The sequence below is a fragment of the Pantoea sp. X-Soil-ISGK-421 genome, from assembly GCF_059730785.1.
Genome location: NZ_AP035979.1, coordinates 2,481,142 through 2,500,977 on the forward strand (window position 1 = coordinate 2,481,142; position 19,836 = coordinate 2,500,977).

The 19,836-nt window shown below is 54.1% G+C and carries 17 protein-coding genes and 1 tRNA gene; 6 read left to right on the forward strand and 12 right to left on the reverse strand.

Annotated elements, in window-relative coordinates; all coding sequences use genetic code 11:
• Positions 1–19 precede the first annotated feature (19 nt).
• Together dcm and AC6I8K_RS11635 are read left to right on the forward strand one after the other, a co-directional pair.
• A complete protein-coding gene (gene dcm, locus AC6I8K_RS11630) occupies positions 20–1,411 on the forward strand; it encodes a DNA (cytosine-5-)-methyltransferase (RefSeq protein ID WP_497826758.1) in 1,392 nt (463 codons plus the stop codon).
• 124 nt (positions 1,412–1,535) lie between these two features.
• Complete coding sequence (locus AC6I8K_RS11635; protein ID WP_483817655.1) at positions 1,536–3,137, forward strand: methyl-accepting chemotaxis protein; 1,602 nt, start codon at positions 1,536–1,538, stop codon at positions 3,135–3,137.
• Between the two features lie 41 nt (positions 3,138–3,178).
• On the opposite strand, the gene AC6I8K_RS11640 is transcribed toward AC6I8K_RS11635, so the two are convergent.
• Both AC6I8K_RS11640 and AC6I8K_RS11645 read right to left on the reverse strand, forming a co-directional pair.
• Positions 3,179–3,427, reverse strand: coding sequence for a hypothetical protein (locus tag AC6I8K_RS11640; protein WP_064739127.1), 249 nt, complete (start codon positions 3,425–3,427; stop codon positions 3,179–3,181).
• A gap of 76 nt (positions 3,428–3,503) precedes the next feature.
• A complete protein-coding gene (locus tag AC6I8K_RS11645) occupies positions 3,504–4,202 on the reverse strand; it encodes a phosphohydrolase (RefSeq protein ID WP_497826759.1) in 699 nt (232 codons plus the stop codon).
• A 590-nt stretch (positions 4,203–4,792) separates the two neighbouring features.
• Here AC6I8K_RS11645 and AC6I8K_RS11650 point away from each other — a divergent pair.
• The 3 genes from AC6I8K_RS11650 to AC6I8K_RS11660 all read left to right on the forward strand — a co-directional run bounded on the left by AC6I8K_RS11650 (position 4,793) and on the right by AC6I8K_RS11660 (position 6,774).
• Positions 4,793–5,467, forward strand: coding sequence for an ASCH domain-containing protein (locus AC6I8K_RS11650; protein ID WP_483817657.1), 675 nt, complete (start codon positions 4,793–4,795; stop codon positions 5,465–5,467).
• 351 nt (positions 5,468–5,818) lie between these two features.
• Positions 5,819–6,595: a DgsA anti-repressor MtfA gene (gene mtfA, locus AC6I8K_RS11655; protein ID WP_064739130.1), complete on the forward strand. Its 777-nt coding sequence runs from the start codon at positions 5,819–5,821 to the stop codon at positions 6,593–6,595.
• A 103-nt stretch (positions 6,596–6,698) separates the two neighbouring features.
• Positions 6,699–6,774 (forward strand) — tRNA-Asn (locus AC6I8K_RS11660).
• A 44-nt stretch (positions 6,775–6,818) separates the two neighbouring features.
• Here AC6I8K_RS11660 and ybiX read toward each other — a convergent pair.
• From ybiX to AC6I8K_RS11705, 9 genes are all read right to left on the reverse strand, one after another.
• A complete protein-coding gene (ybiX, locus tag AC6I8K_RS11665; protein WP_064739131.1) occupies positions 6,819–7,496 on the reverse strand; it encodes a PKHD-type hydroxylase YbiX in 678 nt (225 codons plus the stop codon).
• Between the two features lie 49 nt (positions 7,497–7,545).
• Positions 7,546–9,831, reverse strand: coding sequence for a catecholate siderophore receptor Fiu (locus AC6I8K_RS11670; protein WP_497826760.1), 2,286 nt, complete (start codon positions 9,829–9,831; stop codon positions 7,546–7,548).
• A 355-nt stretch (positions 9,832–10,186) separates the two neighbouring features.
• A complete protein-coding gene (locus AC6I8K_RS11675) occupies positions 10,187–10,354 on the reverse strand; it encodes a hypothetical protein (RefSeq protein WP_196762334.1) in 168 nt (55 codons plus the stop codon).
• Positions 10,355–10,490: 136 nt separating this feature from the next.
• Positions 10,491–11,903, reverse strand: a complete 1,413-nt coding sequence (locus AC6I8K_RS11680) for an EmmdR/YeeO family multidrug/toxin efflux MATE transporter (RefSeq protein WP_064739133.1) — start codon at positions 11,901–11,903, stop codon at positions 10,491–10,493.
• A 120-nt stretch (positions 11,904–12,023) separates the two neighbouring features.
• The gene (locus AC6I8K_RS11685) at positions 12,024–12,773 is read right to left on the reverse strand and encodes an ABC transporter ATP-binding protein (protein WP_064739134.1); all 750 of its coding nucleotides are present in this window, start codon (positions 12,771–12,773) and stop codon (positions 12,024–12,026) included.
• Entirely contained in the window at positions 12,766–13,641 is an 876-nt protein-coding gene (locus tag AC6I8K_RS11690) for an ABC transporter ATP-binding protein (RefSeq protein ID WP_483817660.1), read from the reverse strand. Before AC6I8K_RS11690 ends, AC6I8K_RS11685 begins: the two co-directional genes overlap by 8 nt.
• On the reverse strand, positions 13,634–14,914 hold the full coding sequence (livM, locus tag AC6I8K_RS11695) for a high-affinity branched-chain amino acid ABC transporter permease LivM (RefSeq protein WP_497826761.1): 1,281 nt from the start codon (positions 14,912–14,914) through the stop codon (positions 13,634–13,636). Before livM ends, AC6I8K_RS11690 begins: the two co-directional genes overlap by 8 nt.
• Positions 14,915–14,924: 10 nt before the next feature.
• Positions 14,925–15,839, reverse strand: a complete 915-nt coding sequence (locus AC6I8K_RS11700; RefSeq protein WP_497826762.1) for an ABC transporter permease subunit — start codon at positions 15,837–15,839, stop codon at positions 14,925–14,927.
• A gap of 82 nt (positions 15,840–15,921) precedes the next feature.
• Entirely contained in the window at positions 15,922–17,037 is a 1,116-nt protein-coding gene (locus tag AC6I8K_RS11705) for a branched-chain amino acid ABC transporter substrate-binding protein (RefSeq protein ID WP_483817663.1), read from the reverse strand.
• A gap of 547 nt (positions 17,038–17,584) precedes the next feature.
• Here AC6I8K_RS11705 and AC6I8K_RS11710 point away from each other — a divergent pair.
• On the forward strand, positions 17,585–19,033 hold the full coding sequence (locus AC6I8K_RS11710; protein WP_064739139.1) for an AMP nucleosidase: 1,449 nt from the start codon (positions 17,585–17,587) through the stop codon (positions 19,031–19,033).
• A 49-nt stretch (positions 19,034–19,082) separates the two neighbouring features.
• Here the strand turns inward: AC6I8K_RS11710 and AC6I8K_RS11715 are convergent, their stop codons facing one another.
• The gene (locus tag AC6I8K_RS11715) at positions 19,083–19,640 is read right to left on the reverse strand and encodes a hypothetical protein (RefSeq protein WP_497826763.1); all 558 of its coding nucleotides are present in this window, start codon (positions 19,638–19,640) and stop codon (positions 19,083–19,085) included.
• Positions 19,641–19,836: the final 196 nt, after the last annotated feature.

A 19,836-nucleotide genomic window follows, 5' to 3' on the forward strand; every position in this document is an offset into this window, starting at 1 on the left:
CACTGTTAAGGAAAAACGCATGCTCGCTATCGACCCCGTCTCGCCCTCCCCGTTAACTGCCAATCAGGATGACGCGACGCCGCTGTTACTGCAGGTGCTCGATATCTACGCCGCACGCGATGTGGTTATCACCTTAACCGAAGCCGGTGGCCGCGACTGGAGCGTGCCGCGTTTGAATCGTATTCGCGCCGGTAAAAGCGCCGCGCCAGCGCTCTCCAGTCGTGAAATCACCAGCCTGCAGGCACTGCTGCCGCAACGTCCGGCGCATTATGACGATGCGACATTCCAGTTTGTTGATCTGTTTGCCGGCATTGGCGGCATTCGCCGTGGCTTCGAGCAGATTGGCGGCCAATGCGTGTTTACCAGCGAATGGAATAAAGAAGCGGTGCGCACCTACAAAGCCAATTTGTACAGCGATCCGCAGTTGCACCATTTCAACAGTGATATTCGTCTGGTGACGCAGCCCGCGGGCATCCGCGATGAGCAGGCGATTTATCAGCATATCGATCGCACCGTTCCCGATCATCAGGTATTGCTGGCTGGTTTTCCTTGTCAGCCCTTCTCGCTGGCGGGTGTCAGCAAGAAGAATGCGCTGGGTCGCGCGCACGGCTTTGAGTGCGAAGCGCAAGGCACGCTGTTCTTCGACGTGGCGCGTATTCTCGCCGCCAAGAAGCCGCCGTTCTTCGTACTGGAGAACGTAAAAAACCTCAAGAGTCACGATAAAGGGCGCACCTTCGCCATCATTATGGCGACGCTGGATGAACTCGGTTATGACGTGGCTGATGCCAACGACAGCGGGTTGCCGGATGCGAAGATCATTGATGCGCGCCATTTCCTGCCGCAGCATCGTGAACGCATCGTGCTGGTGGGCATTCGTCGGGATAGCGGACTCAGCCACGGCTTTTCGCTGCGCGCCCTGCCCGCGCTTTACCCGCAAAGCGTGCCGTCACTACACAGCCTGCTGGAAACCCAGCCGGCAGCGAAATATACGCTGTCACCGACGCTGTGGAATTATCTGTATCAATACGCGAAAAAGCATAAAGCCAAAGGTAATGGCTTCGGCTTTGGCCTCAATGACCCGCGCAATCCCACGGTCTGTGTCCGTACCTTATCGGCGCGCTATTACAAAGATGGTTCGGAAATCCTGATCGATCGCGGCTGGGATCACGCACAAGGCGAAGCCGACTTTCAACAGGCCGAGAATATGGCGCGCCGTCCGCGTCGTTTAACCCCGCGAGAATGCGCACGCTTGATGGGCTTTGAGGCGCCGGGGGAGACAAAACTGCGCATTCCCGTTTCTGATACCCAAGCCTACAAGCAGTTCGGTAACTCGGTGGTGGTGCCGGTATTTGCTGCGGTGGCGCAACTCTTATTGCCGCTGATTGAACAGTACGCCGCGCAAAAGGTGTAGCGATTCAGGACCACAATTTTATTTAGGGCCGCGCTTTATGCTGTTTTTGTCTAATCGCGCCCGCTGTCACCCCACTGTCACACGTGCTGCCAATACTCCTGTTTTATTTTTTTGGAGGCGTGTGATGTCACTCCTGTCCGTTATCTCTCTGCCGCTGCGGCTGCGCGCGCGTTTCTCCCCGCGCATTCCGCTGTGGCTCACCAGTTTGCGTAGCCAGTTCTTCCTGTTCATCGTGCTGTTCTGCTTGCTGCAGTTTGCCGGCGTATTGTTGCTGAATACGCACGTCAACCAGACGCAAACCTCGTTACAGCAGGCGAATCAGCTACGTGAACGTCTGACCCTGCTGGACAAAGCGCGCATCGAACTGCTCACCGCCAGCGATAACAGCCATCGCGCCGGTATCTATCTGATGCAGGACCAACAAAGTGGCTCGGTAGATAGCTGGAAAAGCCTTGCGACCGCTGCTGATGATTCGCTGACACAGGCGCAGCAACAGTTCGCCGCTTACCACGCTAATGCGGAAAGCCCGCTCGCGCAGGGTTTCGCTATGCTGACGGAAGGATTGCAGGAGCAGCTGAAAGGATTAGCGGCCAACGACATCAACGCCTTTTTTAGGGTGCCAATGCAGGCTTTCCAGCAACAGTTTAATGACGCCTGGTTCAGTGAGATCGAGCAGGCCAATCATCAGCTCAGCAGCGTCAATCAAAATACGCTTAGCACGTTGAAACAGAGCCGTAATATGTCTCTGATTGTCAGCGCGGTGCTGATGGTGCTGCTGGTGCTGGCATCCAGCTTGCTGATGCGTGGCGTACTCATGCCGCTGCGCCGCGCGAACGCGCAGCTGGAGCAGATCGCCACCGGGGATCTGCTCGATGCGCAAAATAATCCGCCTCGCCAGTCGCTGGAAACGCGTCAGCTGTTCCAGTCGATTGATACCATGCGTCGCGGTTTGCAACAGATTGTGCGCGACATCCACACGGTGGCAGTCAGCGTCGCCGCCGGTGCCGAGGATATGCAGCAGCACAATGAAAAAGTGATGCAGCAGCACCAGAAGCAAAATGCCAGCTTCCATCATCTGTCGCAGCGTTTAGACCGCGTGTCGGAAGAGGTGGAGATCGGTGCGCAGTTCTCGCAGCAGGCGACACAGGAAGCGCAATCTGCCGATGCGTTGATGCGTAACTGCGCGGTGGAAGTCGATAACATGGAAACTCAGATGCAGCAGATCGTTACCGCGTCGGATGATATCGCCGGAATTGTTAGCATGCTGGATGATTTGTCGATGCAGACACGTTTGTTATCGCTAAATGCGGCGATCGAATCCGCCCATGCCGGCGCCTACGGCCGTAGCTTCTCGGTGGTCGCCAAAGAGATGGGCTTGTTATCGCAACAAAGTGGTGCCTCTACCCGCCAGATCGACGGCTTGATTCAGCACACTCAGCAGCATGTGCATGATGGCTTTGATAAGGTGAAAGCCCTGGAGGTGCTGTTTGCCCAAATCAGCGGCGCGGTGTCCGGCGTGGTGACGCAGTTAAGCGAGCTGCAGCAAAACAGTGCAGCACAGAGCCATCGCGTGAAGAAGATTGCCCGTGAAGTACTGGAGATGAGTGAGCAGTTGCAGCAAAACGAAGCGTTAAACGCCCATCAGGTCCAATCGGCAGTCCAGCTGCGTGAGTTATCGGACCGCCTGGCGCAACGTGCGCAGCAGTTCCGCGTCAGCAATGTTTAATCTCCAACCCTAAAAAAACCCGTCATTGACGGGTTTTTCGCTTATTTCTTCTTCTTACTTTTCTTCAGCAGCGCACGAACCTGCTTCAGTTCCGCAGTAGAGAGTTGGTCTTCAACCGCTTCTTGCGTATCCAGGCTGTCAATGGCCGGTTGCGTAACCGCATCTAAACTGGCCTGCAGGCGATTAACGATCTCTTGACTCATGGAGATTTGGTTATCTGCGGCTAACTGTTTGATGTGCTCTTTCAGTGCCGGGTCAATTTTAATGGTTAAGTTAACGGTCTCGGTCATTTTCATACTCCCTTTTGATTTACAACAACGTAGCGGAAGCAGATGAAAGTTAACAGACTGTCATAAAAATTTAATATTACGAGTGTATAGGACTGAAATCCCTTAACACCGATTCATCGACTGAGGTGAGATTGCCCTGCAACTCGGCGCACAGTTTGCCCATGTAATGCACGAGAAAATCCGCATTGTGCTCGGCCAGCAGACGTCCTGCTTCGGTTTGCATGGTTTGCGGTAGGCCCAGCAATTTTTTCTGAAAGTGATCCAGCGTCCACTTCACGTCATCCAGTTCGCGCTCTTTTCCTAATGGATCATCGCTATCAAACAGCGGACGCCCTAACGCACCTGCCGTGTAGAAAACGCGCGCCAGGCCGATAGCACCTAAAGATTCGAGACGATCGGCATCCTGTACGATTTTCGCTTCCAGTGTTTGCGGTGCGATACGCGCGCTAAAACTGTGTGCCTGCACCGCATGAGCCACTGCATCCAACCGTTCAAAGGGGAAATCCGGGAAATCCTGCTGCAGAATGCGGCGCGTCTCTTCAGCGGCATAAGTAGAGGCTAAATGACGTTCAGGATGGTTTTTCGGCAGGTTGACCACATCATGAAAGTAACAGGCGGTCATCACCACCATAGGATCAGCGTCGCTGTGCTGCATGATGCGTTTCGCACTCATCCATACGCGGCGCAGGTGCGCGATATCGTGGGCTTTATCGTCGTGCAGCCAGTTGAGCTGCAGCCAGTTCTCGTAGCGTTGTTCCCAGTGAGTAAGTGACATCGTGCTTCTCCTGTTATTGCTGTTATAAAGCACCGCCTTGGCAGGGTGCTGCTCCTGTGGACATCATAGCGGTCTGGTGATGACACTTTTTTTACATCCATCCAGGATGGGCAAAGCGTAAAAATGAGATCCCGATCTTGTTATAACGCTGTTAACAGCGCTTGCACAGCCCCCATAACGATTTCGGCTTTTCCTTAGTGGCGTTTAGGTTAAATAGCTCAGTTAAATAGAGGTAATGTATTTCCGTCATCAACAAATTTCACTTAGGTGGTTTTTTCCAGTTAAATATGCTGAAGAACAGCGGTAATTTGAGGCATATCAACGCGGCATAATCTGAAAAGGTTCCCATTCTGGCCTTTATAACGTACTGTATCTGGAAAATTTCTGGCTTCCGATGCTTGTGAAGTCCTTTTCAGCACACACTTTGCTTATGAACCATTTTTTAAATCTAAAATTGCCAGAATTGCCTGATACTAAGGCGACAAATTATTAAGCAAACTGATTCAAACCCATTATGCTAGCTCTCACATCTGAGGATGTTGGCGATTCTTTGCAGTTTCCGGGTTTGTGACAAAAATAAGAGGTATGCAATGAAAGAACGGCCGATTCTTTTTTCCGAACAGCGGGTACGCGCCCTGCTGGTTGGCCAGCAAACGCAGACCCGGCGCATTATGAAAACCCAAGCTTTTGGTCCGGGTCAGGATCATCATGAAGGTGTACACGCGTTTGACGTCAGCGCCAACCATCTGCACGGTTATAAATTAATGTCGATGACCGATGTTAGCTCGCACTGCCCATTTGGTCAGGCGGGCGATGGTTTGTGGGTACGTGAAACCTGGCGTGGCCCGATCGTGCCAGAAGCATTGCTGGCGGATTACGAACGCGATCCCCTGCCGTTCCGTAATGCGGCTTATTGCCAATATCGCGCTGACAGCAATGAGCTGGGACAGCTGGATGAGAATGTGCAGAATGCCGAGCAATTTGGCTGGCAAACAGCAATTCATATGCCGCGCTGGGCCAGCCGCATCGATCTACAAATCACCTCGGTGCGTGCCGAAAAAATTCAGGACATCAGTGAAGATGACATTATGGCGGAAGGTGTGCAGACCGATTCGCACTTCCTTAATAACTTCTTCACCATGAATATGAATTCTGAATCACCGAAAGAAGCGTATCGCAAAGCGTGGCAGAAACAGTACGGCGCCACCAGCTGGGAAGTGAACCCGTGGGTATGGGTTATCGCGTTTCAGCGTGTTGAACGTTAACGATAAAGGCTGCAACGCGCATAAATGTAAGGTCGTCATGCATGACGGCCTTTTTATTTCCTTGCCATGACTTTCCTAATGCTTGTCAGTCAAGAGATGAAAACCCCAACAACCTGGCGCACACCTTGTAGCGGCGCAATTTATTGCGCGATAAATCGCGCCGCTACGGAATGTGCGGTAATTAATATGGGGCTAAACTGATCGGCATTACGCCATGACTTTCCCGGTTTGCCACGCCAATCACAGACAAATCCTCTACTAACTGGTTGAATATCCGGCTTTGATCACGCGCTGGCAATTTCCCTTTTGCCGCGCCAGGATACGGTTTTCCTCTGAAGAGTGAGTGACGCAATGTTCAAATGGCCGTGGCATGCGCAAATAGAGACTTCAGTACTGGCGCTTCCCTGGCAACAGGCGCTGGCGCAGCCGATCTTTACACTGCTCGATCCTGAAGAAAAAACCGCCCTCGTTGCGCTGGCTCAACGCTTCCTGCAACAGAAAAAAATCTCGCCGCTGCAAGGCCTGCAGCTTGATGAACTGCTGCTGGCGCGTCTGGCGCTGCTGTTTTGTTTGCCGGTGTTGAAGCTTGGTCTCGAATGGCTCGACGGCTTCCATGAAGTGCTGGTTTATCCCGAACCTTTTAACGTTGACGATCGCTGGGAAGATGATAACGGCTTGGTGCATCACGCGCCGGCGGTTCATGCCGGACAAAGCTGGACGCAAGGTCCGGTGGTTTTGAATGCGCTGGATATTCAGGACTCTTTCGATCTCTCCGGCTTTAACCTGGTTATTCACGAAGTGGCGCATAAACTCGATGCGCGCGGTAGCGGCTATACCAGCGGAATCCCCGTCATGGCGCTGCGTGATGTCGCCAATTGGGAGAAAGATTTACTGCAGGCAATGGCAGAAATTGAAGCTGAAGTTGAGTTAGTGGGTGAACAAGCGGCGACCATCGATCCTTACGCTGCTAGCGATGCAGCGGAGTGTTTCGCTGTGCTGTCCGAGTATTTCTTTAGCGCACCCGACTTATTGGCTAACCGTTTCCCGGAAATGTATCGCCATCTGCAGCAGTTCTATCGGCAGGATCCGCTGGCACGATTAGTGATGCTGACAGCAGAACCTGCTTAAATCGCGATCGCTTTGTACTAATGCTAGCCAGTTGAATACAAATATGTTTTAAGCTGTTGACACCTGTAAGGGGTGCCATTAATATTCGCCTCGTTCACACGATTCCTCTGTAGTTCAGTCGGTAGAACGGCGGACTGTTAATCCGTATGTCACTGGTTCGAGTCCAGTCAGAGGAGCCAAATTTAGAGAAGCCCGCTTAGGAAACTAGGCGGGCTTTTTGCTTTTACACTTCCGTCCAGCCGCGCAGCAGGTTGTGATACATGTTCAGCAGCGACAAAAGCTCTGGACTGTCGCCATGTCGTGCTTTCAGGCTTTGAATATTACGATCCAGCTCGAACAGCATGGCGCGCTGTTTATCGTCGCGCACCATCGATTGAATCCACAGGAATGACGCGACGCGCGCGCCCTGGGTAACCGGCGTAACGCAGTGCAGGCTGCTCGACGGATATAACACCAGATGGCCCGCCGGCAGCTTCACCTTGTGCTGCCCGTAAGTATCTTCAATCACCAACTCGCCGCCTTCGTAGCTCTCCGGTTCGCTGAGAAATAGCGTGGCAGAGAGATCGGTACGCATCCAGCCTGCCGCGCCATTATGACGTACCGCGCCATCGACATGGAAACCGTAGGTTTCGCCTTGTTCGTAACGGTTAAACAGCGGCGTGGAAATCGATCGTGGCAACGCAGCGGAAAAGAACAGCGGGTTGTTGTTCAGCGCCTGCATCACCGCCGTTTGCAACTGATCGTACAGTGGCGTGCGGGTATCGATCTGCTGATTGTTTTTCACCGTCGCGCCCTGGCTGCCGACCGTCGCCCTTCCGTCGATCCATTCGGCCTGTTGCAGCAGCGTGCTAAAACTCGCTACTTCATCCGGCGTCAGTACAGCAGGAATGTGATACATCATCGCGTTGTTCTCTCAAAATTGTGGGGCGCGTACGCCCCACGGCGTTAACTTAGAAGTGGACGTTTGCCGTCAGCAGGAAAGTCCGTGGCTCGCCCGGATGGTAGCGATAACCGCTCTTGTTGATTGAGGCCACATAATGGGTATCAAACAGGTTGTATACGTTGAGCTGCAAATCGAGGTTGTTGTTCACTTTGTAGCCCAATTTGGCATCGGCTACCCAGTAACCTTCGGTATGATCCGGCGTACCGATCGCACCGTCGCTGCCGCGACGCAGACTCCCCACATAACGCGCACCGGCACCGACAGAAATGGCATCCGTTGCCTGATAGTTGGTCCATAGCGTAAAGGCGTGCTTCGGCGTGTAAGCCAGCGCAGAAGAGCCATCCTGCGATACGCTATCCCCTTCAGTCACTGATGCGTGTTGCAGCGTATAGCCAGCAATCACTTCCCAATCTGGCGTGATGTTGCCAGTGGCAGAGAGCTCATAGCCTTCCACGCGTTTCTTACCGGCTTGCGAATAAGTGCCGTCGTCGTTGGCGGTCACTTCATTTTCAATGTCGGTACGGAACAACGCCGCGTTAAGCAACAGGCGCTTATCCAGCACCTGCCATTTGGTGCCTACTTCACTGGACTTGGCTTTCTGCGGCTTGAAATCGGTGCGGTTGGCGCTGTTGCCGGTGCCGCCCGCGGCCAGCGCAAAGCTGCTGCCGCCTGGCGGTTGCTGAGAAATTGCATAGTTCACGTAAACGTTGCCCTGCTCGGTCAGACGATACAGCGCACCGGCTTTCCAGTTCACCAGATTACCCGATTTTGCGGTATCCACGGTGGTCACCGGCGTATTACGTGGCACGCCAGCTGGACACGTCAGCGCACCGCGTCCGGTGCCGCCACAGGCGGTCGCACTGTCATACTCGGTATGATAGTTATCGAGACGAATACCACCGTTCAGCTCAACGCTTTTAGTAATGGCGAGTGTATCAAACGCATAAATCCCTGCGGTATCGGTTTGACCATTTGCATTGGCGCCGTTCCTGTCCAGTCCACCCACCGAAATGCTGCTGATCGGATGGTAAATATTCACCGAGGGCGGCGTAAGCGCATTGATACCGTAATTGGTTTGCTTTTCACGCGTAAACTCCACGCCCGCGCTGACATCATGCCCAACCGAACCGGTGTAAAATTTCGAGGTGATGTTCGTCTGGTTGGTGAGAATTCGGTTACTGGTGTCTTTGGTGTTCGCCAGACGCGACCAGCTCCAGCTAGTCACATCGCTCGGGTTCGGCGTAGTGATATTGGTGGCGCCGCCCATTACCGCCGTCAGCAGATATTCCTGCTTCACGCGCGACCAACGCGTAGTGTTGCGGATGGTGGTGCTGTCGTTGATATCGTGCTCGAAGCGCATGGTCGCGCTGTCGGTGGTCGATTTATCAAAGTCGGAATCGGTGCCGTAGTAATTACCGGTCGCGACTTTGCCGGAATGATTCAGGGCCGCCGTTGCCGCATTGGGTGCCGAATAGCCCGGCAGACCGATGGTAGGAATGCCGCCATCGGGCGTATTGTTCTGATGCACATGCAGATAGTTCAGGTACAAGCGGGTTGACGTATCCAAACCCAACGCCAGCGATGGCGCCACGCCATAACGTTCGTTCTGCACGTTATCACGCGCCGCATCATGGGTTTTCTCACCCATCAGATTGAGGCGGAATGCGGCGTTATCGTTGATCGCCTGGTTATAATCCAGCGTGCCGCGGCGCATCCACGCGCTGCCAACGCTGACGGACGCATCAAGGCCCGTATCGAGGCGCGGCTGCTTACTGATCATATTGATCGAGCCCGATGGCGCGCTGCGTCCGTAATCGGTGCCCGATGGCCCTTTAATCACTTCAACCTGCTGTGTGTTGAAGGTATCGCGCGTCACGCTACCAATATCGCGAATGCCATCAACATAAATGCTATTCGAGGTGTCGATGCCGCGCATATACACTGCGTCACCGGTTGATGAACTGCCGTTTTCCCCTGCATAGAATGCGCCCACGCCCGGTACGTTTTTCAGCGCATCGGTGAGGTTAGTCACGCCTTGATCCTTGATCACCTGATCCGGAATCACCGTCATGGTGCGGGTGGTATCCACCAGCGGACGATTGAATTTCGGATCGGCAGAAGCGTTGGGGGCATACAGCGATGGCGTATGCGCTTCAACGACTAAAGTATCGTCAGATTTTTTGTTGGAATTATCTGCTGCTAGTGCGGCGGCAGGAGAAATACCCATGCAAAGCCCGGTAAACAGGGTCAGCGAACTGAAGCTGCCAAACGGCAGGTTGCGATTTTTATCCATTTTTTAAGGGAGTGGTTTCTTGTAATGATTGACGCGCACATCACATCAGAGGATAGCTTTGCGCAGAAGCAGTCCGGCGGCAAAGCGGTGAGCTGGCGTGACACCTAAATGATAACGCCAATGGTTATCATTTACTTTTCTATCTTACACGCACACCACGCCTTGGGAATACATTTCTTTACGATAAAATGACGGAATCAATACAATTGATAGAGTGCGAAAATCCTGGTGAGATTTTTTGAATGAAGGGTCATGTTTAAGCCATAAAAAAACCCGCTCGGCCGAGGAGCGGGTTTTTTATTCAACAGTGCACAGTTCATTCCAGTAGCTGTAGCGGATCACATGGTGAAGGCGCTTATCTCTCATAGTAGCGATACACCGATGGATGGAATTCAACACCGTAAAGCTGGCTGATAGGAATCAGCAGGTCGATATGATTACCGAGATCGAATTCACGCTCTTCTGCGGCTTTCGTCTCGCCATTGATCAGTTGGTTAAACCACTGCTGAAAGAGATTCTTCATTGTCAGCTTCTCCACAAATGATTGACGCTGACAGTAAACCGCATCCGGGCATATAACCAAAACGATTAGTTCTACGCTACTTTGCCGAATAATGCATATATGTTGGGTCACCATTTATGGCGACCCAACCAACGCCCTATCCCCTGCTCTTCGCCATCATCTTACGATAATTGTTCAGCCACTTGCCGCTGACCAGACGCCACCAGAAGAACACGCCGCGCACTGTCCAGTCGAGGAACATCCCCAGCCACACGCCAACAACGCCCATTCCCAGCACGATGCCAAGGAAATAACCGGCGACCACGCGCGCGCCCCACATGCTGAACATCGACACATACATGGTGTATCGCGCATCACGCGCCCCTTTCAGGCTGGCTGGCAGTACCCAGGACGCGGTCCAGATCGGCATAAATGCGGCGTTGAGCCAAATCAAATGCTTAGTGACTGAAATCACTTCCGGATCGCGGCTATAAAACTGCGCTAAGGTGCCGGCCAGCGGCACGGTAATTAACGCCAGCGAACACAATCCGATCATCGCCAGCCAAAACACATGTTTGATTTGCCGCTCGGCCTGCATCACCTGATTAAGCCCCAGCCTGCGGCCGGTAATGATGGTCGAGGCCGAACCCAGCGCGTTACCCGGCAGATTAATCAGTGAAGCAATCGAGAAGGCAATAAAGTTACCGGCGATTTCATTGGTGCCCATACCGGCAACAAAAATCTGCGTCAGCAATTTACCCCCATTAAACAGCACCGATTCAATACTGGCAGGCACGCCAATACCCAGCACTTCCATCAGGATGTTGCGGTCCCAGCGGCGGAAATAGCTGGCGATAGAGATTTTCAATGCCGGGGTAATGCCGCGATACAGCACGTAAATCGCCGCTGCCGCGCCGATATAGCGCGAGATGGTTAAGCCCAATCCGGCCCCCATAAAGCCCAGCCCTTCCCAACCGAGGCAGCCGTAAATCAGCACGCTACTGATGACGATGTTAAGAATATTCATGCCGCCGTTAATCAGCATTGGGATCTTGGTATTGCCCGCGCCACGCAGCGCGCCGCTGCCAATCAGCGCTATCGCCGCCGCGGGATAGCTCCACGCCGAGGTTTGCAAATAGCTCAGCGCCAGCTCTTTCACCTTGGGATCGGCGCTGCCGGCAATGACATCAATGATCAGATGTCCCCAAAACTCGATGGCGATCACCAGCACAAACGCCAGCGCGGTCATCAGTCCCAGCGACTGTCGCGTAGCAGCACGCGCACGTTTACCGTTGCGCTTGGCTAAGCTGAAGGCCACCACCACCGTGGTGCCGAGATCGATCGCTGCGAAGAAGGAGATGATCACCATGTTGAAGCTGTCGGCCAGGCCGACGCCCGCCATCGCTTCTTTACCGAGCCAGCTCACCAAAAAAGTGCTGAGGACGCCCATCAGCATCACGCAGAGGTTTTCGATAAAAATGGGCACGGCTAATGGGGTGATTTCACGCCAGAACAACGTACGGTAAGAGCGACGTTTGGGATACCACGCCGTGTTTCTGACCGCCCGCATCACTGCTACGCCAGGATTTTGCAAGGGAATACCAAATCACTTTGGAGAGGAAGAAGAGTAATAATGATGATAGGCCACTGAGAATTATGCAAAGTGTTTCCCCTCACCATTTAATCATTATTACAAACTTTTTGTCGCCACCACCGCAGGATCGGCTGCACCGCCCAAATACGCGCTGCGTACTTCATCGTTATTAAGCAATTCTGCACCGCTGCCGCTCAGCCGAATCTCACCGTTCACCATCACATAGCCGCGATCCGCCAGCTGCAGCGCATGCCGAGCATTCTGCTCCACCAGAAACAGCGTCATGCCTTGCTGCGTTAATTCCCGCAGAATGCCAAAGATCTGCTTCACCACAATCGGGGCCAGACCCAGGCTGGGTTCATCGAGCAGCAACAGTTTCGGGCGACTCATCAGCGCGCGCGCAATGGCCAGCATCTGCTGCTCGCCGCCTGAGAGCGTCATGGCGCGCTGCTTGCGCCGCTCGAGCAAGCGCGGGAACAGCTGATACATACGCTCTTTGTCCTCTTTAACAAAACGTTCGCCGATGGCGATGGTGCCCATCAGCAGGTTCTCTTCCACGGTCATATCGGCAAAGATGCGCCGCCCTTCTGGCGCCTGCGCAATGCCGCTGGCGGCAATGAAGTGGGTTGACCGCTGGCTGATTGCTTCGCCGCGTAAGCGAATCTCGCCGCTAGCAATACGCGGCTGACCAAAAATCGACATCAGCAACGTGGATTTACCCGCGCCATTAGCGCCAATTAGCGCCACGGTTTCACCCTGATTCACCGTCAGTGACACCTGTTTCAGCGCCTGCAAGGGACCGTAAAACACATCGACCTGCTCAAATGCCAGCATCGGTTCAGCCATAATCGCTCTCCTCTTCTGCGCCGAGATAGGCGGCAATCACTTTGGGATCGTGACGAATCTGCTGCGGCGTCCCCTGGGCAATGACATCGCCATGATCGAGCACCACAATGTGATCGGAAATGCGCATCACCATCGGCATGTCGTGTTCGATCAGCAACACGCTAATGCGATGATCGGCACGCAAGCGATGCAAAATCTCGCTCAACGCCTCGGTTTCCACCGGATTTAATCCAGCCGCCGGTTCATCCAGGCAAATCAATTCGGGCCGCGTACACATCGCGCGCGCAATCTCCAGCCGCCGCTGCTGACCGTAAGAGAGCGTGCCCGCCAGACGGTTAGCGCTCGAGACCAAATCAACGTTTTCCAGCCAGTAGAAAGCCCGATCCAGCGCGCGATTTTCTGCCTCACGGTAGCCGCGCGTGTTCAGTACGCCCGCCAGCAGCTGACGATTGACCTGCATATGCTGCGCCACCAGCAGATTCTCAATCACTGACATCTCACGAAACAGCCGGATATTTTGGAAGGTACGCGCCAATCCGGCACGGTTCACCAGATGCGCACCGCCAAACATCTTGTACCAGAGCCGCGAACCAAGCCGGGTGGGATTAACCCAATCACTTGCATGGAGGTTCTGCCCCAGCACCTGAATCACATCGGTGCTGCGCTGATTGGCGTTGAGCACAATACGTCCGCCGGTAGCGCGATAAAAGCCGGTCAGGCAGTTAAATACCGTCGTTTTACCCGCGCCGTTGGGACCGATTAATGAGGTCACCGAACCGCGTTCCACCCTCAGGCTGACATCATTCAGCGCCTTGATGCCGCCAAAGCGCATCATCAAGTTGTTCACTTGCAGAATGGCATCACTCATGGCGCACTCCTTTTCGCACTGGAACGCCGACGCGCGCCGTGCGCACCAGCCCGCGTGGCCGCCAAATCATCATCAGCACCATTAACATGCCGAATAGCAACACGCGGTATTCGGCAAAGCTGCGCAGCAGTTCCGGTGCCACCGTCAGCACGAATGCCGCCAGCACCACGCCCAGCGTCGATCCCATGCCGCCGAGCACCACGATGGCAAGAATCAGCGCCGACTCAAAAAAGGTGAACGAGGTGGGATTGACGAAACCCTGATAGCTGGCGAAAAACACCCCAGCAATACCTGCGGTTGACGCGCCCAACATAAACGCCGAGAGCTTAACTAACACATGATTAAGCCCCATCGCGCGGCAGGCAATCTCATCTTCGCGCAGCGCTTCCCAGGCGCGGCCAATCGGCATGCGTGTCAGGCGATGTTTGATCCACAGCACCAGCAGCACCACCAGAACCAGCACCACATAGATGAAGATAAACTTCATATTCGGGTTGTAAGTGACATGCAGAAACTCGTGATACGGCACGCCGCCATCGCGTGCGCGGCGAGCAAACTCGAGACCAAAGAAGGTCGGTGATGGCACGGAAACGCCGTTCGGACCGCCGGTAAACGCGACCCAATTCGTCAGCACCAGGCGAATAATTTCACCGAAGCCGAGCGTGACAATTGCCAGATAATCCCCGTGCATGCGCAGCACCGGGAACCCTAGCAGCGCACCGGCAAAGGCCGCCAGCAGCGCCGCCAGCGGCAGCATGCTCCAGAAGCCCAACTCAAGATATTGATAGCCGAGCGCCAGGCCATACGCGCCGATGGCATAAAAGGCGACATAGCCGAGATCGAGCAATCCGGCGAGGCCGACCACAATATTCAAACCCAACCCCAGCAGTACATAGATCAGGCCGAGAATCGCCACCGTTAGCAGGTATTTGCTGGAGAGAAACGGAAACGCCAGCGCCACAATCAGCAGCAGCGGCAATATCCAGCGCAACCGTGAGCGATAGCCGGGATCGCGCACGTAAACCCCATCATCTTTACCAGCGAACTTACGCATCATGCGCTGCCCATATGCCGTATGCAGAAACACACTGACCAGCAAACGTCCCGCCATCACCACCGCCACCAGCAGCGCCACGCGCTGTGGCGAGAGTTTGAAGCTGTAACCGTCAAGCACTACGCCCACAATCGGGCCAAATACCACCAGCGCCACCAAACCTGCTAACAGCGTATCGAGCAGCGCCTGGCGCAGCGGATTTTGCGTCATTGCATTCATTGTGGCTTCCTCACACTTTGGCGACCAGCGGCCGTCCCAGCAGTCCTTGCGGGCGGAAGATCAAAATCACCACCAGCAGCGAAAACGAGAACACATCTTTGTAGTCAGAATTCACCATGCCCGCGAACTGCGCTTCCGCTACGCCCAGCAATAATCCCCCGAGCATTGCGCCTGGGAGCGAACCGATGCCGCCGAGTACCGCCGCGGTGAAGGCTTTGATACCAATGATGAAGCCGGCGTAAAAATCAAAGGTGCCGTAATTCATCGTCACCAGCACACCGGCCAATCCCGCCATCGCCGCGCCAATCACAAACACCAGAGAGATAACCCGATCGGTATTGATACCGAGAATCGACGCCATGCGCCGGTCCTGTTGTACCGCACGGCAAATACGCCCCAGCTTGGTGTATTGGATAATCCAGGTCAGCAGCGCCATGCCGCAAAACGCCGCGATCAGGATGAATATTTTGGTCCAGGTGATTTGCACCACACCGCCATCAAATTCCATGCGCCACACGCCGGTCAGCAGCGTCGGAATGCCCTGCTGATTCGGCCCCTGACTGAGCTGCACGTAGTTTTGCAAAATCAGTGACATGCCGATCGCCGAAATCAACGGCGCGAGGCGCGTCGAGTTACGCAGCGGACGATAGGCGATACGCTCAATCGCCCAGCCGTAAGCCGAGGTGACAATGATGGTGAAGATTAAGGTGCCAAAAATCAGCAGCGGGAAAGAGTGAATGCCAAAGTAGCTCAAAATCGCTAAGCCGATGGCGCACAGATAGGCGGAGATCATATACACCTCGCCGTGGGCGAAGTTGATCATGCCGATGATGCCGTAAACCATGGTGTAGCCGATGGCGATCAAGCCATACACGGCACCGAGCGTTAAACCGTTGATCAGCTGCTGTAAGAAGAAGGCGTCCATAATGTCGTCTCGTACTCAATGGGAGCGCACACCTCGCGCTCAATCGCGAATGACCCCGCAATGCGCGGGGCCGCGTGGCACATTACAGCTGGTGATACTTGCCTTTGTCGTCCCATTGATACACGACGTAATCCGACACTTTGAGATCGCCTTTACTGTCCCAGGCTTTTTTGCCCATTACGGTATCGACGCTATTGGCTTTCAGCCAGTCGCTGGCCTTGGTGTTGTCTTTACCTGCCGCTTTGTAAGCGGCCGCCAGCGTTTGCACGGAGGCATAAGCGTACAAGGTGTAACCTTCTGGCTCAAAACCACTGGCGCGGAATTTTTCGATTACGGCTTTGCCATCGGCGAGGGTGCGCGGATCGTTGCCGAAGGTCATGTAGACACCTTTGGTGTATTGCGGGCCACCTGCTGCGGTCACCATCTCTTCAGTTACGATGCAGTCGCCGGAGAAGAAGGCGGCATTAACGCCTTGCTCACGCATCTGACGCACCAGCGGACCGGCTTCCGGATGACAGCCACCGAAATAGACCACGTCAGGTTTCAGCGCACCGATTTTTGTTACCAGCGCATTGAAATCTTTCTCGCCGCGCGACAGCCCTTCATACAGCACTTCTTTCACGCCACGCTTCTCAAGTGAGGCTTTGGTGGCATCCGCTAGCCCTTGGCCGTAAGTGTCTTTGTCATGAATGATGACCACTTTCTTCGCCTTGAGCTTGTCGATGATGTAGTCAGCGGCGATAGCACCCTGCTGGTCATCACGACCACACATGCGGAACATGGTTTTCATGCCGCGTTCAGTAATTTTCGGGTTGGTTGATCCAGGCGTGATCGCCAGAACACCGGCCTCATCGTAGACTTCCGAGGCGGGCATGGTAGATGAGGAGCAGAAGTGGCCGACGACCGCCATGACCTTGTCCTGATCGACCAGTCGGTTAGCCACTGATACCGCCTGTTTCGGTTCACAAGCGTCATCGCCCTGCACCAGCACGATTTTCTCGCCATTGATGCCGCCCGCCGCATTGATATCCTCCGCAGCCTGGCTTGCGCCTTTCCAGTATTGCGCGCCGTACGTCGCATTAGGCCCAGAGAACGGACCGGCCACACCAATTTTAATATCTGCCTGAGCGTAAAAGGCCACGCTTAAACAACCTGCAATCGCCACCTTCATTGGGTGTTTTATGAATTTCAAAGACATGCTTTCAATCCTCAACGGGTCAGGAACGGAGCCATACCACGGCCTGGGAGAAATCAATTTCTGAAACTTGGCAGAACAGCATGTGGCCCACAAACCCGTGGGATCGCCATTTATCGCGTCATGCTCGTCAGTTATGCAAGAATCGGTCACCTTAAATGGCGACCCTACGTTTATAGTGCTCGGTTTCGTAGGGTGCGCATTCATGCGCACCTGCATAACCCAGCAATTTTTGCTTAAGTGAGCGGCATTACGCCATTTGTGGCGATCTTCTTTCAGGAAAGTCGTAGGTTGATTAAGGCCACGGTTGAAAAACAAGCAATAAGCTCGCCAACAAAACTTAACGCCGACGATTTTTTGCATTGGCATCGCGCCAGGACTGGAGACACGCGATGTAACATCCCTGCTGATCATAAACATAGCTGCGGTTACGCCATGCACCAGCACCGTGATGGTGCAGAATGCGGTCGATCACAGATTCTTCATCGTAGCGCAGGCTTTATCCGCTATGCTCTGGTAAAAACGGTCCACGTTTCCAGAAGGAGAACCCATGAATACACAACGGAACGGATTGAGCAGCCAGCAAGCGCTGGATGAATTAGAACGCCTGTATGAGGCCGCTGTTGACGCGCTGCGCAACGCTATTCGCGATTTCACCGCCAGCGGACAATTGCCGGATGAAGCCGCGCGCCAGCAAGGGTTGTTTGTTTATCCGCAGCTGCGCATCACCTGGCTGGGTGAAGGCCCGCAGACTAATCGCACTCGCGCATGGGGACGTTTCACCCATACCGGCAGCTACAGCACCACCATTACGCGTCCGGCGCTGCTGCGCCACTATCTCAGCGAGCAGTTACAGATGCTGGAGAAAGAGTACGACGTGTTGATAGAAGTGAGCCCGTCACAGCAGGAAATTCCTTATCCTTATGTGATTGACGGTTTGTCACTTGACCGCTCAATGAGCGCCAGTATTGCACGCCATTTCCCCACCACCGAACTGTCGCAAATCGGTGATGAAACCGCCGATGGTCTGTTCCATGCCAATGCGATTTTCCCGCTGTCGCATTTCGATGCGCTACGCACCGATTTCTCGCTGGCGCGCCTGCGTCACTACACCGGTACCGGCGTTGAGCACTTCCAGCCGTTTGTGCTGTTCACCAACTACACGCGCTACGTTGATGAGTTTGTGCGTTGGGCCATTGAGCAGGTGCAGGACCCCAACACACCGTATGACAGCCTGGCCTGCGCTGGTGAGGTGGTGATCACCGCCGATACGCAAGATCCGACGGCGATGATGTCTGACCTTGCATGGAAAAAGCATCAAATGCCCGCCTGGCATCTGACGTCACCCAATCGTCGCGGTATCACGCTGGTGAACATCGGTGTAGGTCCCTCTAATGCCAAAACTATCTGCGACCATCTGGCGGTGATTCGTCCGCACGCCTGGCTAATGATTGGCCACTGTGGCGGCCTGCGCGAAAGTCAGACCATCGGCGACTATGTACTCGCGCATGCCTACCTGCGTGACGATCACGTACTCGACAGCGTACTGCCGCCGGACATCCCGATCCCAAGCATCGCCGAAGTGCAGCGCGCACTGTATGACGCCACCAAAGCGGTCAGCGGCATGCCGGGTGAAGAAGTGAAACAGCGCCTGCGTACCGGCACGGTCGTCACCACCGATGATCGCAACTGGGAACTGCGCTACTCCGCTTCTGCACTGCGCTTTAACCTCAGCCGCGCTGTGGCGGTCGATATGGAAAGCGCCACCATCGCTGCACAGGGCTATCGCTTCCGCGTGCCGTATGGCACCTTGCTGTGCGTATCCGATAAACCGCTGCACGGCGAGATCAAGCTACCGGGCCAGGCAAACCGCTTCTATGAGGGCGCGATTTCCGAGCACTTACAAATCGGCATCTGCGCGGTTGAACTGCTGCGTGCCGAAGGCGATAAGCTGCACTCGAGGAAGCTCAGAACCTTCAACGAGCCGCCGTTTAGGTAATCATGATGGGTTCCGGCCCCTGAGGGCCGGAACCGTGCAGCAAAGCGCGTCATGACATTTTCAAAACAATATTCTGAACAAACCACGCCAACACCAGAAGGCCTGTCGGTAACATGATTTTCCAGGTTAGGCTGTTATTAAAGGCCGATATTTTTTCTTCCAGCTGATTAAATCTTTGATCAACTCTTTCGAACTTCTCATCAATCCTTTCGAACTTCTCATCAATCCTTTCGAACTTCTCATCAATCCTTGCGAACCGCGCATCTATTTTGTCGAACTTATTATCAATTTTCTCGAATTTCTGGTCGAACTTCTCTCCCATCCGCTCAAACTTTTTATCGATACGTTGTTCAAGCGCCCCGAGCTCGCCCATAATCTCGACACGCATTGCCCCCTGCTCGGCTCGCACCTTTTCGATATCCGCTTTGGTGGCAAAATGTTCTGAACGCGCCGTTAGCACCGCAACATCCATCTGAATCTGCTGGGTGGTTTTTTCCAGCTGTTCAACCCGTTTGATTACTTGTTCCATTTGATGATCTCCTTTGTTACCAACGTCAAAAATTAGCGGTGGGAACACACGAGTTGTATTGCTAATGGGGTAATCCATCACCGAATCCTCTTCCATCGCTTTCTTTCAATCCGTCCACCACCCAGTCAGTGAAACAGATTTATGCAGCGTTAACATTCCACGATCCCGCCATTCACAGCCCATTTTTTGCAGGCAGGTGTAAACAACATGCAGAGCGTAGGCCGGCACGAGACGGAAAAGAAGTGAGCATCAAAAAGGATTGCGAGGAGTCACG

Bases quoted from the DNA above. Each gene is read 5' to 3' on its own strand.
- AC6I8K_RS11650 (WP_483817657.1), top strand. From the start codon at position 4,793: ATGAAAGAACGGCCGATTCTTTTTTCCGAACAGCGGGTACGCGCCCTG.
- livM (WP_497826761.1), bottom strand. From the start codon at position 14,914: ATGAATGCAATGACGCAAAATCCGCTGCGCCAGGCGCTGCTCGATACG.
- AC6I8K_RS11635 (WP_483817655.1), top strand. From the start codon at position 1,536: ATGTCACTCCTGTCCGTTATCTCTCTGCCGCTGCGGCTGCGCGCGCGT.
- dcm (WP_497826758.1), top strand. From the start codon at position 20: ATGCTCGCTATCGACCCCGTCTCGCCCTCCCCGTTAACTGCCAATCAG.
- AC6I8K_RS11700 (WP_497826762.1), bottom strand. From the start codon at position 15,839: ATGGACGCCTTCTTCTTACAGCAGCTGATCAACGGTTTAACGCTCGGT.
- AC6I8K_RS11705 (WP_483817663.1), bottom strand. From the start codon at position 17,037: ATGTCTTTGAAATTCATAAAACACCCAATGAAGGTGGCGATTGCAGGT.
- ybiX (WP_064739131.1), bottom strand. From the start codon at position 7,496: ATGATGTATCACATTCCTGCTGTACTGACGCCGGATGAAGTAGCGAGT.
- AC6I8K_RS11640 (WP_064739127.1), bottom strand. From the start codon at position 3,427: ATGACCGAGACCGTTAACTTAACCATTAAAATTGACCCGGCACTGAAA.
- AC6I8K_RS11645 (WP_497826759.1), bottom strand. From the start codon at position 4,202: ATGTCACTTACTCACTGGGAACAACGCTACGAGAACTGGCTGCAGCTC.
- AC6I8K_RS11670 (WP_497826760.1), bottom strand. From the start codon at position 9,831: ATGGATAAAAATCGCAACCTGCCGTTTGGCAGCTTCAGTTCGCTGACC.
- AC6I8K_RS11675 (WP_196762334.1), bottom strand. From the start codon at position 10,354: ATGAAGAATCTCTTTCAGCAGTGGTTTAACCAACTGATCAATGGCGAG.
- AC6I8K_RS11715 (WP_497826763.1), bottom strand. From the start codon at position 19,640: ATGGATTACCCCATTAGCAATACAACTCGTGTGTTCCCACCGCTAATT.
- AC6I8K_RS11690 (WP_483817660.1), bottom strand. From the start codon at position 13,641: ATGAGTGATGCCATTCTGCAAGTGAACAACTTGATGATGCGCTTTGGC.
- mtfA (WP_064739130.1), top strand. From the start codon at position 5,819: ATGTTCAAATGGCCGTGGCATGCGCAAATAGAGACTTCAGTACTGGCG.
- AC6I8K_RS11685 (WP_064739134.1), bottom strand. From the start codon at position 12,773: ATGGCTGAACCGATGCTGGCATTTGAGCAGGTCGATGTGTTTTACGGT.
- AC6I8K_RS11680 (WP_064739133.1), bottom strand. From the start codon at position 11,903: ATGCGGGCGGTCAGAAACACGGCGTGGTATCCCAAACGTCGCTCTTAC.
- AC6I8K_RS11710 (WP_064739139.1), top strand. From the start codon at position 17,585: ATGAATACACAACGGAACGGATTGAGCAGCCAGCAAGCGCTGGATGAA.